Here is a 15722-nt window from a genome sequence, read left to right as displayed (position 1 = left end):
GGCGGCAGACTGGTCAGCGGACGGCGATGTCGTATGCCCAGGCATTGACGATGTTGCGAGGCGGGTCGAACAGTGAGGTCAGGTTGTGGATCGCGGAACCGGCCGCGACACTGTTGCGGTCGGTGTAGAGCGGGATCGCGACGGCGTTGTCGAGTAAGTGAGCGGTGATCGTGTCGAACAGCTGCTTGCGGTGTTGCGGGTCGGTCGATTTGGTCGATTCGATGAGCCACCGGTCCACCTGCGGATCGGCCAGTTTGGCGCCCGCCACGATGGAACCGAGGGTGATGCCATCGATCTGGCCGTACTTCAGATCGGGTGAGGTGGAGCCGTAGGCGCGGTTGAACTGCAGCGACAGGTCGAGTCCGCCGACCTGGCGCGGGAACGCCTCGTACTGGTTGCGGGCCAGCAGGTCGTAGACCTGGGCGTTCTCGACGAACTGCAATTCGACCCGGATACCGAGGTTCTGGCGCAGCTCGGCCTGCCAGGCCTTCAGGAAATCGTCGTCCGGATAGGTGGGGGTCGTGGCGAGCAGGCGGATGGTCAGGCGCCGGCCCGTGGCATCGGTGCGGTAGCCGTCGGCGTCCTTGCCGGTCCAGCCCGCTTCGTCGAGCAGGGCCTTCGCCGCGGCGATGTCGGTGCCCTTGTTCTCGTATGCGGCGTCGTAGTAGGCGCTGTCCGGGGAGATGAGGCTCCAGGCGCGCTGCTGGGATCCTTTGGTCAGACTGTTCACCACCGCGGCGATGTCGACGCCTCGGGCGATGGCCCGCCGTACTCGCACATCCGTGGTCGGTCCGTTGGTGAGATTGAGCATGATCACCGTCGGCGCGGCCGACGAGCCGATCTGCTCGTACTGGAAACCTTCGACGCCGTCGAACAGGGAGATGTCGGTGGCCTTGACCGTGCCGATCGCGTCGACCTCGCCGCTGCGCAGCAGGCCAGCCCGGGTGGAGGCTTCGGGGATGTATTTGACGACGAGATCATCGACGTACGCGGCGCCTTGGTGCCGGGCGGTGGCGGGGCCCCATCGGTAGTCGGGATTCTTGTGGAACCTCAGTTCCTGGCCTTGGACCGCCTTGTCCAGGATGAAAGGACCCGAACCGACCAGCCCGGTCCCGCTGGTGAGGGTCTCCTTGTCGACGTTCAGCGTACCGGGAGCCACAATGGCCCCGCTGAGTCCGGCGAGCGTGGACAGGAAATCCGCGCGGGGGGTGCTCAGTGTGATCCGTACCTTGTAGGGGTCGACCACATCGACCGCGCTGACACTCGAGTACTGCAGCAGGCCGAGCACCGTCCAGGACGGGTTGTCCGGATTCCTGAGCAGATCGATGTTCGCCTTGACCGCGGCGGCGTCGAACTTCTCCCCGTTGTGGAAGGTCACGTTCTGGCGCAGCGTGAAATCGTACACGGTGCCGTCCGGGGAAATGGTCCACTCGGAGGCGAGCCACGGGTGGAACTGTTCGTCGCGGTCCTCGGCGATGAGGCTGTCGTAGTTGTTGCGCAGTACCTGGGAGGCGTCGAATGCGGCGCCGACATGGGGATTGAGGCCGCGTGTCGGATAGCTCGGCAAGGTGATGGTGAAGGTGCCGCCCGGCTGTGCCGGTGAGGTCGGTCCCCCGTGGCCGCTGCCGGGTCGCGGATCCGCGGCGCACGCGCTCGCGGACAGGACGATACCGACGGCCAGCGCGGTGAGGAGTCGAGTGATGCGGTTACGCACGTGAATAGCTTTCTGTGGTGTCCGGTGCCGCCAGGCGCGGCAGGGAGTCGAGCAGAGAACGGGTGTACGGAGAGGACGGGGCTGTGAAGACGTCGTCGGCGCAACCGGATTCGACGATCGCGCCGCGGTGCAGGACCAGCACGCGATGACAGATCTGCCGGACGACGGCGAGATCGTGGGAGATGAACACGACGCCCACCCCCCGCTCCCCCGCGAGTTCGCCTATCAGATCGAGGATTTGGGCTTGCACCGAGATGTCGAGCGCGGATACCGGCTCGTCGCACACCACCAGTTGCGGCCCACTGCCCAGGGCTCTGGCGATATTGACGCGCTGACGCTGTCCGCCAGACAGTTCGCGGGGGTGGCGATCGATGCTGTCGGCGGGCAGGTGCACCGTGTCGAGCAGATTCAGCACTTCGGCGCGCCGGTGTCGGCGGCCGACCCGCAGGGCGAGGCTCTCTGCGATGATCTCGCCCACTCGGTAGCGGGGGTCGAAGGATCCGGTCGAATCCTGCGCGACCAGGCCGATCCGGCCGGGACGGCGCGTGCGCGGTGTCAACGTTTCTCCGGCGAAACGCATTTCGCCGGCGTCCGGCTCGAGCAGCCCGGTGATCATCTTCGCCACTGTCGACTTGCCCGAACCGGATTCACCGACCACGCCGAGCACTTCACCGGCCCCGACTTCGAAGCCGACGCCGGCGACAGCGGGTACCGCACGGCCCCGCAGCCGGTAGGACTTGGTCAGCGATCGCGCGATGAGGATCGGTTCGCCGGAGCGCGGTGGCGGGGTGCCCGCCCGGCCGTGTGGCACCGCGGCGATCAGTTCCCTGGTGTATTCGTGCTGTGGATCGCCGATGACCTGCGCCGTGGGCCCCTGCTCGACGATGCGACCCGATTTCATCACCAGGATGCGATCGGCTACCGCGGCCACCACCGCCAGATCGTGGCTGACCAGGATCATCGACCGTCCGCCCGCGACCTGCCGGACCAGCAGCTCGAGCACCTGCGCTTGGACTGTCACATCCAGTGCGGTGGTCGGTTCGTCGGCGATGAGGATGTCGGGGTCGCCCGCGAGGGCGGCGGCGATCAGCGCGCGCTGGCGCTGACCACCCGACAGCTGGAACGGCCGTTGCCGCTTGCGCACCTCGGGATCGGCGATACCCACCGAGATCAGCAACTCGTCGATGCGGGTCGCGCGTTGTGGTCGTGGTGTCGCGTGCAATGCTTCGGCGATCTCGTCGGAGATGGTGCGCAGCGGGTCGAGCGCGACGAGCGCGTCTTGGAACACCAGACCGATGCGGCTGCCACGGATCCGGCGCCATTGGCGTTCGCTGAATTCCAGCGCGGGGGTACCGAACAGCTCGAACCGGTCGGCGCGCACCCGGGCGTCTGCGCCCGCGAGCCCGACGAGGCTGCGTGTGGTCACCGATTTGCCCGAACCCGATTCGCCGACGATGGCCAGGATCTCGCCGCGTCGCAGGTCGAAGCCGACGCCCTCGACGACGTCGTCCTCGGTGCCGGGGAACCCGACGCGCAGGTTCCGTACGCGCAGCACGGTGTCGGTGTAGGGCACGGTGGCGGTGAGCGTCATGGCTGTGCCCTTCGTTCGAAGCGGTGGCCGACGTATCGGCCGAGCACCGTGGTGGCCAGGACCACGACCGTGATGGCGGCACCGGGGAAGGCGACCGACCACCAGGCGATCCGCAGATCGCCGTGTGCCTCGGCGAGCATGGATCCCCACTCCGGGTCCGGGGGTTGGGGTCCGAAGCCGAGGAAACTCAATGCCGCGGCGCCGAGGATGCTGGTCCCGAGGCCGAGGGTCACCACCACCGGCAGCGACCGCAACGCGTTCGGCAGGATGTGGCCGAGCACGATCCGCGCTCGTGACCGGGTCAGCAGGCTCGCTTGCGCGACATAGTCGCTGCCGCGCACGGCTCGGGTTTCCGCTCGCATCACCCTGGCGAATCTGGGTGCCGCGGCGATGCCGAGGGCGAGGACGAGATTGCCGGTGCCGGTGCCGGTGAAGGTGATGAGCACCAGAGCGAGCAGCACCTCGGGGAACGCGCCGAGTAGATCGAAGGTGCGCGAGGCGATCGCGTCCAGGACACGGCCGCCGATTCCGGCCAGCAGGCCGGCACTTACGCCGAGCAGCACCGCGAGTGCTGTCGCGGACACGCCGATGAACAGCGACAACCGAGCGCCGTGCACGACGCGGGTGAATACGTCACGGCCGAGTTGATCGGTACCGAACGGATGCGACAGTGACGGCGGCCGATGCGCGGCGATCAGATCGGTCTGCAAGGGGTCACCGGAGGCCACCAGCGCGGGCGCGAGAGCGGCCAGCACCGCGAGAACCAGCACCGCGGCGGCGATCAGGACGGTGGCGGGATGTTTCGGTACTTGGAAGCTGCGTTGCCGCAGTGGGGCTGTCGTTGTCATGCGGAGGTCTCCTGCAGGCGCGGATCTATCCAGAGGTAGGCGATGTCGACGAGCACCGTGACGATCAGATAGACCGCGGCCGACAACAGCGCGACACCGAGCACCACGGGAACATCGGAGTAGCCGACGGCCTCGACGGTCGCCCGTCCCACTCCGGACCGGCCGAAGACCTCCTCGATGACGACCGTCCCGGTGAGCAACCCGCTCACGGCCCATCCGGCCAGGGTTGCCGCCGGGATCAGCGAATGCCGTAGTCCGTGCCGCAACCGCAGGCGGGTCGCGCCGATGCCGCGCGATCGGGCGGTGAGCGCGAACGGTTGCTCGAGGGCGCGCTCGATCCCGTCCCGCATGACCTGTGCCAGCACCGCGACGATCGGCAGGGCCAGGGTGAGAGCCGGAAGTATCAGGCGCTGGAACGCGTTTCCCGCGGTCACCGGCAGCACCTCGAGGGTGAACGCGAAGATCCAGATCAGTAGCAGCCCTGTCCAGAAGGGCGGCGCGGAAGCCAGCGCGATCTCGGCCGTGGTGATCGACCGGCTGAACACATCGCGCCGGCCCGCGGTGAGCACGGCCAGCAGTGGCGCGAGCACGACCGCGATGAGCAGGGCGAACCCGGCGAGCTGGGCGCTGGCGCCCAGTTGTTCGCCGAACAGGATGTCGGTCACGGGTTCGCCGCGCACATAGGAGTAGCCGAGATCGCCGTGCAGCAGTCGCCGGAGATGCTGTCCGTATTGCACGAGCAGTGGGCGGTCCAGGCCCCAGTCGTGTTCGATCCGGGCGCGCAGGCTCGGGTCGCTGGACTCTCCCATGATCGCGGTGACCGGATCGCCCGGGGCGATGTGCACGGCGAGGAATGCCAGGGTGACCGCGGCCCACATCATCGCCGCCGCGGACAGGACAAGGCCCGCGATGCTGCCGAACAGTCTGCGCCGGTGGGGGTTCATCGTGGCTCGGTCTCGATGGGCGCGCCGACCAGGCTGCCCCATTCGGTCCAGGATCCGTCGTAGACGCGGACCCGGTGATCGTCGAGCAGGTCGGCGAACACCAGCCAGCCCAGCGCGGCGCGATGCGACAGCCGGCAATAGGCGATGATGTGCTGTGCCTGGTCGATTCCGAGCGCTGCCAGTCGTTGCCGGAGTTCGGTCACCGGCCGCAGCAGCCCGTGCTCGTCGAGCAGATCCTGTACCGGCAGACTCCGCGCACCCGGGATATGGCCCGCCCGTTCGGCGCCGTGATCGAACTGCTCGGTGAGCGGTGACACTCGCTGACCCGAATATTCTTGCGGTGAGCGCAGATCCAGGATTGCGATAGGTGATCCGAGGGCAGCGCGTACGTCGTCGCGGCCGACGACGAGTTCGTCGTGGCGTGGCGAGATCAGCGGCAGCGGTGTCGCGGGCACGGGCGAATCGGGCACGGGTTCGATCGGTGCGGGTTCGGTGCCGCGCCACGCGGGTATCCCGCCGTCCAGATAGCGCAGGTCGCCACCGACGCCGACGGCCGCGGCCACCCAGATCGCGTAGGCGGCGAACTGTGTCGGCTCGCCCGCGAAAACCACTGTCGAGTCCGCACCAGCACCCAGTGCGCGCAGGCGGTCGGCCAGTTCGCGGGGCGTGGGGAATTCCCGGCGTGATCGGTGCCAGAGCAGGTCTTTCCAGTACACGGTGCGCGCACCCGCGATGGTGCTGCGATCCGAGCCCGCGGCGGGTGTGTTGGTCACTTCGATGACGACGACGCCCGGGTCCGAAAGGCGGGTCCGCAACCATTCCGCGTCGACGACGCGGCGCGTCACGACGTTTCCCATAGCAGCCCTCCCGCTGATATGTGCCGGGTCGAGCGACCGCGGCGATGAAAACATAAGAGCACTTGCGCGACACGTGGAACACAAAAAGTCACGAAGACTTCAAATATGTTTTCAGCACGGCTGCATACATATTCTCGGGACCGCGCTTCACCCGAACGTCGAGAGGATCGCGATGTCCGGCTTCCGTGCCGCCCATCTCATATCCGCAGCCGGACTGCGTGACGACCCGCCGAAGCGGCTGGTGCTGCTCGACGTCCGGGTCGGCGTGGGCGGACCCGACCCGGACGGTTTCCTGCGCGGGCACCTACCCGGGGCGCGATTCGTCGACGCCGACGCCGATCTGGCGGGCCCCGCCACGGCGCTCTCCGGCGCCCGCCCGCTCCCGCAAGCCGCACCACTCACCGCCGCGCTACGGCGATGGGGCATCCGTTCCGACAGCGCCGTGGTGGTCTACGACGACTCGCGGTCGGTACCCGCCGCCCGCGCCTGGTGGGTACTGCGCTGGGCGGGACTGACCGACGTCCGGATCCTCGACGGTGGATTGCGGGCGTGGCGCGAGGCAGGCGGCGCGGTCGTCTCCGGTACCGGCATCGTCGCGGCGGGAAACGTCTCGGCGCGGCCGGGCGGACTCCCCGTCGTCGACACCGCCGCCGTGGCGACGCTGCCCCGGCGTGGAATCCTGCTCGACGCCCGACCGCGCACCCACTATCGAGGCGCGGGCGAGTTCGCCGGTCATATCCCCGATGCCGTCAGCGCGCCGGTCTTCGACGACTTCGACGAGCACGGACTGCTCCGGGACGAGCGCACCCTGCGGGCGCGTTATCGCGATCTCGGCCTCGACCTCGCCACGCCCTCGGCCACCCACTGCGGCAGCGCGATGGCCGCGGCCCTGCAGGTATTCGTGCTCGCCACCCTCGGCATCGACATCGCGTTGTATCCCGGCTCGCTGTCGCAGTGGACCGCCGACGCGGCACGTCCCCTCGTCCGCGACGACTCCGCCGCGCCCGGCCCCGTCCCGTCACTCTGATCCTCCGGAGATCACCATGGCCGACCAGCCACGACATGTCATCCTCAACGCCAACCTCATACCCGGCGGCGCCATCGGCAGCCCGTGGCGGCGCACGGGGCAACCCGCGGCGCATTTCGTCGGAATCGAGCACTACCTCGACGTGGCACGCATCGCCGAGCGCGGTCTGCTCGACGCCGTATTCCTGGCCGACTCACCCGACATCCAGGCCAAGGATTGGAATGCGCCGAGCCGGCTGCTCGACCCGTTCGTGGCCCAGTCCGTGCTGGCCGCCCACACCAGCCACATCGGCCTGATCATCACCGCGACGACGTCCTACAACGACCCCTACAATCTGGCGCGCTCGTTCGCCGCGCTGTCGGCGGTATCCGGCGGCCGAGTGGGCTGGAACTACGTCGTCACCAGCGGCGACGCGGCGGCCCGCAACTACTCCCTCGAGCAGGCACTGCCGAAATCCGAGCGATATGCCCGCGCCGCCGAGTTCATCGACGTGGTGACCGCGCTGTGGGATTCGGTACCCGCCGGCGCGGTCATCGGCGACAAGGCCACCGGGCGTTATCTCGACCGTGCGGTCGTCCGGCCGATCGACCACGATGGCAAATTCTTCCGGGTGGCCGGGCCGTTGAAGGCCCCGCCGCTGACCCACGGCAGGCCGGTGCTGATCCAGGCGGGCGCCTCCACCCACGGCGTGGAACTGGGGGCGACAACAGCCGACGCCGTCTACTCAGCGCATGTCGATCCCGGTTCGGCGGCACAGCGCCGCACCGAACTGCGTCAGCGGGCCGGTGCCGCCGGGCGCGCCCCCGACAGTGTGAAGCTGCTGCCGGGGCTGATCGTCGTGCTCGCCGATTCCGAAGCCGCGGCCCGGCGACGCGAGCGCGAACTCATCGACCTCATTCCCGACGAGATCCAACTGGTCAACCTCGCCGACCGGCTCGGCCTCGACCCCGCCGATCTCGACCTGGACGCGCCGTTGCCCTGGGACCGGATTCCCGACGAGAACACCGACGCCGGGTCACGCGGACAACGCGCGGTCCTGCTCGAATACGTCCGATCCAGTGGCACGGACACGCGCGGCGCGGCACGACTGCTCGCCTCGGGCAGCGTGCACGCCAAGGTGGTGGGCGGCCCGGAACAGGTGGCCGGGTTCATCGCGAACTGGTTCGAGGCGGGCGTCTGCGACGGATTCAACGTGATGGTCGACGAGTTGCCCGACGGTCTGGCGGATTTCGTCGACCATGTCGTCCCGCTCCTGCGCCGGCGCGGCATCTTCCGCACCGCATACGACACCACCACCCTGAGAGGGCATTACCGGCTGTGACCACTTCTTCGTCACCGGCGGTCACCAGCGCGCCGTCGTTGTTCGTGCAGCTGCGCAGCGGCCGGCCCGCCGCCGAGATCTACCGGCACACCATCGACATCGCTGTGCGTGCCGAACAACTCGGCTTCGGCACCATCTGGTTCGCGACCCGGCATTTCGAGGCCCATCACGCCGCCTTACCCTCGGTGTTCCCCTTCGTCGCAGCAGCCGCCCAGCACACCACCACGATCCGGCTCGGTACCGGTGTGGTGGCGCTGCCGTTCGAGCATCCGGTGCGTCTGGCGGAGGACGCGGTGGTCACCGATACGCTCAGCGGCGGACGGCTCGAACTCGGTGTCGGCAAGGGCCTCGGGTTCGGACACTCCGCCTCCAGCTATGCCGCGTTCGGCGTTCCCGACACCGGCCGGGAGGTGCTGTATGCCGACCGGGTGGCCGCCTTGCAGGACATATTGGCCGATGGCCGCGTCACCGACGACATCGTCCTGTATCCGCCACCGGGCACACTGCGGTCCCGGATCTGGCAGTCCACCGGCAATGTCGACACCGCGCGGCGCGCGGGCGCGGCGGGTGACGGACTCCTGCCGCACGCCAACTCGCAGGCACGCGCCGACGGCGGTGTCACCGAACTCGTCGACGCCTACCTGTCCTGCTGCCGCGGCACACCGCGCATCGGGTCGACCGTCACGGTGCTGCCCGGCGACAGTGAACGCGATTCGCTCGCCCTGCTCGACACCGATATCCGCCTCGGCCCTGCCTTCTACCCGGATCTGCCGAGCACGTCGGACCGGCGTCGATTTCTCACCGACAACCGCATCCGGATCGGGTCCACCGAGCAGATCATCGAACGGCTGCGCGAGGACCGTGGCCACTGCGCGGCCACCGAGGTGCTGTTCCACATTCCGCTCGCGGTCGGCCACCCCCGATATGCGGACTGCCTGCACCGTGTCGGCACCGAGATGGCCCCGCGGCTGGATCCGCGGCCGGCTCGGTGACCGCCCGCTCAGTCCAGGAACTCCCGATGCGTGGCACCGGCGGCTTCGGCGAGCAGGCCGGCGAGTTCGGCGAGCGCGGCGTCCTCGTCGGGTAGCTGCGGGACCGCGACGCGCACCACACCCGGACGCGGCGGTGCCACATAGGATTTCGCACCCGATCCGACGATGATCCCGTGCCGGGCCAGCCCGAGCAGCGCTGCCTGCTCATCGGCGACCTCCACCCACACCACCAGGCTGTTGGGACCGGAACAGGCGGTGACGCCGCGCTCGCGCAGCGCCGCGAGCAGTCCCTCCCGGCGAGCGGTGTAGTGATCGCGTGCGGTATCTATCAGTGCGGCGGTCGCGGAGTCGGCGATCAAGTGCGCCAACGCGTTCTGCAGGATCCGGCTGTTGGCGGCGATACCGTGGACCCGGGCCCGGATGGCCTGGTCGACCAGTTCGGCGCTACCGCCGATCACGCAGGTCCGGATATCCATACCGTAGGCCTTGCAATAGCTGCGCACCCGCACGCTGCGCCGCGGGAACCAGCTGCCGAGCGAGGGAGCCTGGGCCCGGGCCAGCGGACCCACCGCATCGTCCTCGATGATCCACGGCACCGGATCCACCGCCGCCAGCACCGCTGCCAGCTCGGCTGCCCGCTCTGCGGACAGCGCGCCGCGCGTCGCATACCCGCCCTCCGGCTGGAGGACTACCACCAGCGGCTCCCGCCGTAGCGCTGCCGCCAGCGAATCGGGCAGGGCCCCTTGCCCGTCGGATTCGATACCGAGCACCTGGTAGCCGACCTCGGCGAGGGTGTCGAGGAAGCCCGGCATGACCGGTTCCTCCACGGCGACGAGCGAACCCGCGGGCGCGGCGGCGTCCACCGCGAGAAACAATCCCTCCGAACCACCGCCTGCCGCGGTGAAGGCCTCGGCCGCGAACGGCCAGCCGTCGACGACGGCCGTGCGCAATCGATCGGTGATGTAGTCACGTCCTGGCCGATTGAGCTGATCGGTGTGCAATCCGGCCAGCATCGCGGGTGCCAGATCCGGTTGCAGCGCGTAATCCGGGCTGCCCGTCAGCAGGTCACGGGACGTGAGCGCAGGGCCGGCCGGTATCTCCGCGAGCGCGGCCACGACCGTGCCACCGCGTCGATTGGTGGCGATCAGGCCTTCCTCGCGCAGCGCGCTCCAGGCGGCGACTACCGTGCGCGTACTCAGCCCACAGCGGCGGGCGAGCTCGCGAATGGTCGGCAAGCGCGCGCCCGCGGTGAGCGCGCCCTCCCGGATCAGCCGGGCCGTCACCGCGCGCACCGACTCGGAGGTGTGCGAAGTGTCGGCCTGCAATGCTCGCACCAGCAGCGCAGAATCCGGCTCCGTCACTGACACTCCACTCGTCGTATGTCAACCGTACGGAAAGTATATGTATCCAGCGATCCGGTTTGTTCCCGTGCGCTCGGTATGTGTATTCATCCATACCAGCGATCTCGCAGCGACGTCTCGAGGAGCAGCGGTCGCCGGGTGACTCTTTGGATTTTCCTAGACAGTGCTGCGCTGGCCTAGCGTCGGCCGCGTACAGACGCCACCGTGACGAATTGTGATCGCGGCGGCACATTCCTGTGTGCTCCGTGGCTGTGGTGGTGCGGTCCAGTGATCGGTGATTGGCTCTGGTTGCGGTGTCCAGTTGCGGGCACGCTGGGCCGGTGCTGGTTCGTCGGTTGATCGCGTTGTATGCCGGATTGTGGTTGTACGGGTTTTCGATGGCGGTGATGATCCGGGCGGAGCTCGGGCTGGATCCGTGGGATGTGTTCCATCAAGGAGTGGCCCGGCATGTGCCGATCAGCTTCGGTGCTGTCACGGCGGCTACCGGACTCGCGGTGTTGCTGGCCTGGATTCCGCTGCGGCAGATGCCCGGCCTGGGGACGGTGAGCAATGTCGTGGTGATCGCCGTGTCGGTCGATGCCGGGCTCGCGTGGTTGCCGTCGTGGGATTCGCCGGCGGTGCGGATCGGCGCGATGGGAGCCGCTGTGGTGCTCAACGCGGTGGCGAGTGTGTTGTACATCGGCGCGGGTATGGGTCCGGGTCCGCGAGATGGACTGATGACTGGACTGGTTCGGCGCACCGGCCGATCGGTGTGGGTGGTACGCACGGCGATCGAGGTGGCCGTGTTGACGACGGGGTTCGTCCTCGGTGGCAGCGTCGGCGTCGGAACACTGGTGTACGCCTTCGGGATCGGCCCGCTGATTCACCTGATGATCCCGGCGGTGAACCGCTTCCTGCCGGGCTTCGCGGTGGCGAAGCCCGCGCCTGTCGTCGGTGGGGACGCGATCGTCTCACAGGCATAGCTGGTGGCCCGCCTCCCCTATCGTTTGTGTCTATCGCTGATCGTCACAGTGACGATCAAGCTGTCGAAGGGATGTTGAGCCGACGACGCCAAGCGCCGGGCGAGTCGCCGGCGGTGATGCACTGAGCGGCGGCGCGATGCGGCTCGATGATCGCACGCGCGGATCGCTCGGTTCGAAGCCCAGCGGCCCGCTGCCCGATCGGATCTCGTTACCACGGGTCTGCACCACGTCCGAAATCGGCTGTACGGCGGTGCTGGCGGGGTTCGCGCCCGGAAGTATCGAGCCCAGCGCCCGCCACGCGCAGGTTCGGCGTGACCTTCATGTGCATGCCCGCCTCCATCTTACGTACAGCCCTGTACGGAACGTGGTGTCCACGGTTAGCCTGTGAAACATGAGTGCTACCACCATTGCCCGGCAGTGCACGTTGTGTGAGGCGCACTGCGGAATCCTCGTCACGGTCTCCGGCGACCAGGTGACGCGGATCGAGGGCAATCCGCAGGATGTGCTGTCGAAGGGGTACATCTGCCCGAAGGCGACGGCGATGGGCGGGTTGCACCATGACCCGGATCGGTTGCGCACGCCGGTGCGGCGGGTGGGTTCGTCGTTCGAGCCGATCGGCTGGGACGAGGCCTTCCGGGAAATCGGACAGCGGTTGCGGCAGGTGCGTCGTGCGTATGGGAACAGCGCGATCGGCATGTATCTCGGTAATCCGGCCGCGCACAGTTCATCGGTGCTGTACGCGGGGATGCTGCGGACGGCGCTGTTGACCCGGAACTTCTTCTCGGCGTCGTCGATCGATCAGTTCCCGCAAGAGTTCGTCGCATGGCGGATGTTCGGCTCGAATGTGCTGATGCCGGTGACCGACATCGATCGGACCGATCGTCTGGTGATCCTGGGGGCCAATCCGGCCGTGTCCAACGGGTCGGTGACCACCATGCCCAATGCGAAGCAGCGGATTCGTGACGTGCGGCGGCGTGGTGGAAAGGTCGTGGTGATCGATCCGCGGCGCACCGAGACGGCGCGGCTGGCCGATCAGCACGTCGCGGTGGCTCCGGGTGGCGACGTGTATCTGCTGCTGGCGATGTTGCATGTGCTGGTCGCCGAAGATCTGTGTGACGACAGGATGATTCACGCTTCGAGCTCGGGCTGGGAGCAGTTGCGTGCCCTGGTGGCCGAGGCGTCCCCCGAGCAGATGGCGGCGTACGCGGGGGTCGAGGCGGACACGATTCGCGGGCTCGCCCGGGAGCACGCGGCGGCGGCATCGGCGGTGCTCTACGCGCGGATCGGGGTCTGCCAGCAAGTGACCGGCACGCTGACCCATTGGTTGGTGAACACGATCAACGCGGTGACGGGCAATCTGGATCGGGCGGGCGGACAGATGTTCGCGACGCCGCCGATCGATGTGCCACGGTATGGGAAGTATCTGCCGATGGCCTACGGGGCGTGGACGGATCGCTCCGGGACCTACAAGTCGTTCCGTTCGGAACTGCCGGTGGCGGCGCTGGCGGAGGACATACTGGCCGAGGGGCCGGGCCGGATCCGCGCGATGATCACGTATGCGGGCAATCCGGTGTTGTCGACGCCGCAGCGCGGGCGACTGGGCGCGGCGCTGGATTCACTGGATTTCTATGTGGCCGTGGACATGTACGTCACGGAGACGACGCGGCACGCGGACATCATCCTGCCGCCGATCTCGCCGTTGGAGCGGGAGGACGTCAACATCCTGTTCCCGGTGTTCAGTGTGCGCAACAACTTGCGCTTCGATGCGCGCGTGTTCGAGCCGCCCTCCGACGGGTTGGAGGATTGGCAGATCATGGCGCGCCTGATCACCGAGGTGGTGCCGCTGCCCGCACGCCGGTTCACCGCACGAGTGCTGAACGGGGTGTTCGATCGGGTCAGCCCGGTGCGGATCGCTTCGCTCGGGGTGGCGGCGGGGCCGTACGGGGTGTTGCGACGAGGCCGCAAAGGCTTGACCGTCGCGAAGGCGCGTGCGGCGGCCGGGGGCATCGACTTGGGGCCGTTGCAATCGAGGCTGCGGTCGTTGCTGGGTACCAAGGATCGGAAGGTGCACCTGGCACCGGAGGATTTCGTGGCGGCGGCGCGTGCCGTGCTGGCCGACGCGCGGGAGGGTAAGGCGTTGACCACACCGGCCGACGAATATGACCTGAAGTTGATCGGTCGCCGTCACCTGCGCAGCAACAATTCGTGGTTGCACAACGTGCCCTCGATGGTGAAAGGGCGCGATCGGTGCACGGCGCTGATGCATCCCGATGATGCTGCCGCGCGGGAGTTGCGGGACGGTGAGCCGGTGACGGTGCGTTCCCGGACCGGGTCGATCGTGGTGCCGTTGGAGGTCAGTGACGATATCCGGGCCGGTACGGTGGCGATTCCGCACGGGTGGGGGCATCAGGAGCCGGGTGTCGGCTGGACGGTGGCGGCGTCGCTGCCGGGGGCGAATGTGAATCTGCTGCACGATCCGGCGTTGACGGACACGTTCTCGGGGACCTCGGCGGTGAACAACACGTGGGTGACGGTGACGCGGGCGGCGGTCGATTCCGAGGAGCGTGGCGGCGTGAGTGAGCGGGAGCCCGCACCGACCGTATGACGGTGCCGACGATGCTGTACGGCGTCGGTTCCGGTCACCGGTCGTGGTCCTGGTCGCCGGAGCGTTTTCCGCCGAGATGGGCGGGCGCGCCGAGGCGCGGGTAGCCGCGCGTTCCGGCGCGCAGGACTTGCAGTAGCGGTCGCTTCGGCGGCATGGCGGATCCGTACCCGGTTTCAGCCGGGGCTGTTCGATGTCACCGGTGGTGAGGGTGAACGCCGACGAGCTGTGGGCCGGTCTGCGTCGGGGGTGGCACGATGCGTCGGCGGCCGCGGTGCTGGGCGATGCGGCGGGCCGCCGAGGTGGTGTGCCCTGTCCCCTACCGCCTGGTATCGCTGTGTGGTGCACGACTTCGGCGCCGCGGGTGGGGAGGTTCGTGGTGTGGCGGTCAGCGGGAAACGGGTGTGTTGGTGAGCTGCTGCCGTGTGATCCGGCCGCGGCGCCTTTCGACGGTGTGGCGGACGCGGGCGAGCGTTCGTGCGGTGGTCATTTGCTCACCTGGTCGACGCGGGTGCCGTCGAGCCATGGTTGCGGGTCGGCGAGGAAGGGGGTGTCGGCGAGACGGTCGAGGTCTTCGAGGAAGGCTTTGGTGGTGCGGGCGGCCGCGGCGGTGGTGCCGACGGAGATGAATCCGGCTTGTTCGGCGTCGAGGCCGCGGGAAAGGGATTTGTCGGAGCCGAAGTAGACGGCGCGTTTGAGTTCGGCGATGGCGATCGGGTTGCGGGCGGCCAGCCGTGCCGCGGTGGCGTGGGTTTCGGTGAGCAGGTCTTCGGCGGGCAGCAGACGGTGGATCAGGCCGAGGCGCAGTGCTTCCTGAGCGGTGAAGGGTGTGCCTTCGAGGGTGACTTCGATGGCTTTGGCGGCGCCGAGCAGGCGGGTGAGGCGTTGGGTGGCGCCGCCGCCGGGGATGAGGTTGGCCAGTGTTTCGATCTGGCCGAGGCGCACGTGATCGGCATCGGCGGCGTAACGCAGGTCGCAGGCCAGCGCGATCTCGTGGCCGCCGCCGAGTGCGGGTCCGTTGATGGCGGCGAGGTAGGCGACGCGGGAGCGGTTCATCCGCAAGGTGGTGCGCTTCCAGCGGTAGCCCCAGACCAGGCCTGCGCCGAGGCCGCCGCCGTGGCGTTCGATCAGGTCGGTCGCGCCGGGAAGGCGGAGCGCGGCCGCGGCGGCGCGCAGGACCGGTGCCGCGGCGCGGGCGGGGACGAAGGGATGCGGCCGGTCGATCATGCCGCCGAGGGCGGCGGGGTCGGCGTGGGTGAGGAATCGGCCGGGTAGGCCTCCGGTGAGTACGACCGCGCCGACGCTGTCGTCGGTGTCGGCCGTGGCGGTGAGGGTGTCGAGGTCGCGGACGACGGCGGGGGTGACGAAGTTGAGCGGGGGTGCGACGACACGTGCGGTGAGCACCCGCCCGGATCGCTCGAGTTCGATGGTGTCCAGGTGGAGGTCGGCGGCGTACATCGGCGGCTCCTTCGGTGCGCGGGTGGCGGTCGGTACGCGAGAGTG

Annotated in this window: 12 protein-coding genes; 5 read left to right on the top strand and 7 right to left on the bottom strand. The window is 68.5% G+C overall.

The window, feature by feature from the left end; all coding sequences use genetic code 11:
- Positions 1–13 precede the first annotated feature (13 nt).
- From ACFU5M_RS01585 to ACFU5M_RS01565, 5 genes are read right to left on the bottom strand one after another with little or no spacing between them, the layout of a single operon-like run.
- Complete coding sequence (locus tag ACFU5M_RS01585; protein ID WP_379042047.1) at positions 14–1714, bottom strand: ABC transporter substrate-binding protein; 1701 nt, start codon at positions 1712–1714, stop codon at positions 14–16.
- Positions 1707–3305 (bottom strand): ATP-binding cassette domain-containing protein, encoded by a 1599-nt coding sequence (locus tag ACFU5M_RS01580; protein WP_379042045.1) that lies wholly within the window; start codon positions 3303–3305, stop codon positions 1707–1709. The genes ACFU5M_RS01585 and ACFU5M_RS01580 overlap by 8 nt, the downstream gene beginning before the upstream one ends.
- The gene (locus ACFU5M_RS01575; RefSeq protein ID WP_379042043.1) at positions 3302–4153 is read right to left on the bottom strand and encodes an ABC transporter permease; all 852 of its coding nucleotides are present in this window, start codon (positions 4151–4153) and stop codon (positions 3302–3304) included. Before ACFU5M_RS01575 ends, ACFU5M_RS01580 begins: the two co-directional genes overlap by 4 nt.
- The gene (locus ACFU5M_RS01570; RefSeq protein ID WP_379042041.1) at positions 4150–5097 is read right to left on the bottom strand and encodes an ABC transporter permease; all 948 of its coding nucleotides are present in this window, start codon (positions 5095–5097) and stop codon (positions 4150–4152) included. The genes ACFU5M_RS01575 and ACFU5M_RS01570 overlap by 4 nt, the downstream gene beginning before the upstream one ends.
- Positions 5094–5954, bottom strand: a complete 861-nt coding sequence (locus tag ACFU5M_RS01565; RefSeq protein ID WP_379042039.1) for a sulfurtransferase — start codon at positions 5952–5954, stop codon at positions 5094–5096. The genes ACFU5M_RS01570 and ACFU5M_RS01565 overlap by 4 nt, the downstream gene beginning before the upstream one ends.
- A gap of 172 nt (positions 5955–6126) precedes the next feature.
- On the opposite strand from ACFU5M_RS01565, the gene ACFU5M_RS01560 reads away from it, so the two are divergent.
- The 3 genes from ACFU5M_RS01560 to ACFU5M_RS01550 are packed head-to-tail and all read left to right on the top strand — an operon-like array spanning position 6127 to position 9294.
- Positions 6127–6981 (top strand): sulfurtransferase, encoded by an 855-nt coding sequence (locus ACFU5M_RS01560; RefSeq protein WP_379042037.1) that lies wholly within the window; start codon positions 6127–6129, stop codon positions 6979–6981.
- Positions 6982–6997: 16 nt separating this feature from the next.
- Positions 6998–8302, top strand: coding sequence for an NtaA/DmoA family FMN-dependent monooxygenase (locus ACFU5M_RS01555; RefSeq protein ID WP_379042035.1), 1305 nt, complete (start codon positions 6998–7000; stop codon positions 8300–8302).
- Positions 8299–9294 (top strand): LLM class flavin-dependent oxidoreductase, encoded by a 996-nt coding sequence (locus ACFU5M_RS01550; RefSeq protein WP_379042033.1) that lies wholly within the window; start codon positions 8299–8301, stop codon positions 9292–9294. The genes ACFU5M_RS01555 and ACFU5M_RS01550 overlap by 4 nt, the downstream gene beginning before the upstream one ends.
- 8 nt (positions 9295–9302) lie before the next feature.
- On the opposite strand, the gene ACFU5M_RS01545 is transcribed toward ACFU5M_RS01550, so the two are convergent.
- Positions 9303–10655, bottom strand: a complete 1353-nt coding sequence (locus ACFU5M_RS01545; protein WP_379042031.1) for an aminotransferase class I/II-fold pyridoxal phosphate-dependent enzyme — start codon at positions 10653–10655, stop codon at positions 9303–9305.
- A 377-nt stretch (positions 10656–11032) separates the two neighbouring features.
- Here ACFU5M_RS01545 and ACFU5M_RS01540 point away from each other — a divergent pair, with 377 nt between their 5' ends.
- Together ACFU5M_RS01540 and ACFU5M_RS01535 are read left to right on the top strand one after the other, a co-directional pair.
- The gene (locus tag ACFU5M_RS01540) at positions 11033–11617 is read left to right on the top strand and encodes a YitT family protein (protein WP_379042123.1); all 585 of its coding nucleotides are present in this window, start codon (positions 11033–11035) and stop codon (positions 11615–11617) included.
- A 391-nt stretch (positions 11618–12008) separates the two neighbouring features.
- Positions 12009–14222, top strand: a complete 2214-nt coding sequence (locus ACFU5M_RS01535) for a molybdopterin oxidoreductase family protein (RefSeq protein ID WP_379042029.1) — start codon at positions 12009–12011, stop codon at positions 14220–14222.
- A gap of 483 nt (positions 14223–14705) precedes the next feature.
- Here ACFU5M_RS01535 and ACFU5M_RS01530 read toward each other — a convergent pair whose 3' ends face one another.
- Entirely contained in the window at positions 14706–15677 is a 972-nt protein-coding gene (locus tag ACFU5M_RS01530) for an enoyl-CoA hydratase/isomerase family protein (protein WP_379042027.1), read from the bottom strand.
- Positions 15678–15722 lie beyond the last annotated feature (45 nt).

Origin of the sequence: Nocardia sp. NPDC057455 (assembly GCF_042802775.1) — a bacterium.
Taxonomy (GTDB): domain Bacteria; phylum Actinomycetota; class Actinomycetes; order Mycobacteriales; family Mycobacteriaceae; genus Nocardia.
Note: the sequence above shows the minus strand (reverse complement) of the source record. Positions and strands in the feature narration are given on the sequence as shown.

What these genes read in the sequence shown, in the direction of transcription:
- ACFU5M_RS01580 (WP_379042045.1), bottom strand. Translation starts at nt 3,305, where the DNA reads ATGACGCTCACCGCCACCGTGCCCTACACCGACACCGTGCTGCGCGTA.
- ACFU5M_RS01575 (WP_379042043.1), bottom strand. Translation starts at nt 4,153, where the DNA reads ATGACAACGACAGCCCCACTGCGGCAACGCAGCTTCCAAGTACCGAAA.
- ACFU5M_RS01570 (WP_379042041.1), bottom strand. Translation starts at nt 5,097, where the DNA reads ATGAACCCCCACCGGCGCAGACTGTTCGGCAGCATCGCGGGCCTTGTC.
- ACFU5M_RS01565 (WP_379042039.1), bottom strand. Translation starts at nt 5,954, where the DNA reads ATGGGAAACGTCGTGACGCGCCGCGTCGTCGACGCGGAATGGTTGCGG.
- ACFU5M_RS01560 (WP_379042037.1), top strand. Translation starts at nt 6,127, where the DNA reads ATGTCCGGCTTCCGTGCCGCCCATCTCATATCCGCAGCCGGACTGCGT.
- ACFU5M_RS01555 (WP_379042035.1), top strand. Translation starts at nt 6,998, where the DNA reads ATGGCCGACCAGCCACGACATGTCATCCTCAACGCCAACCTCATACCC.
- ACFU5M_RS01540 (WP_379042123.1), top strand. Translation starts at nt 11,033, where the DNA reads ATGGCGGTGATGATCCGGGCGGAGCTCGGGCTGGATCCGTGGGATGTG.
- ACFU5M_RS01535 (WP_379042029.1), top strand. Translation starts at nt 12,009, where the DNA reads ATGAGTGCTACCACCATTGCCCGGCAGTGCACGTTGTGTGAGGCGCAC.
- ACFU5M_RS01530 (WP_379042027.1), bottom strand. Translation starts at nt 15,677, where the DNA reads ATGTACGCCGCCGACCTCCACCTGGACACCATCGAACTCGAGCGATCC.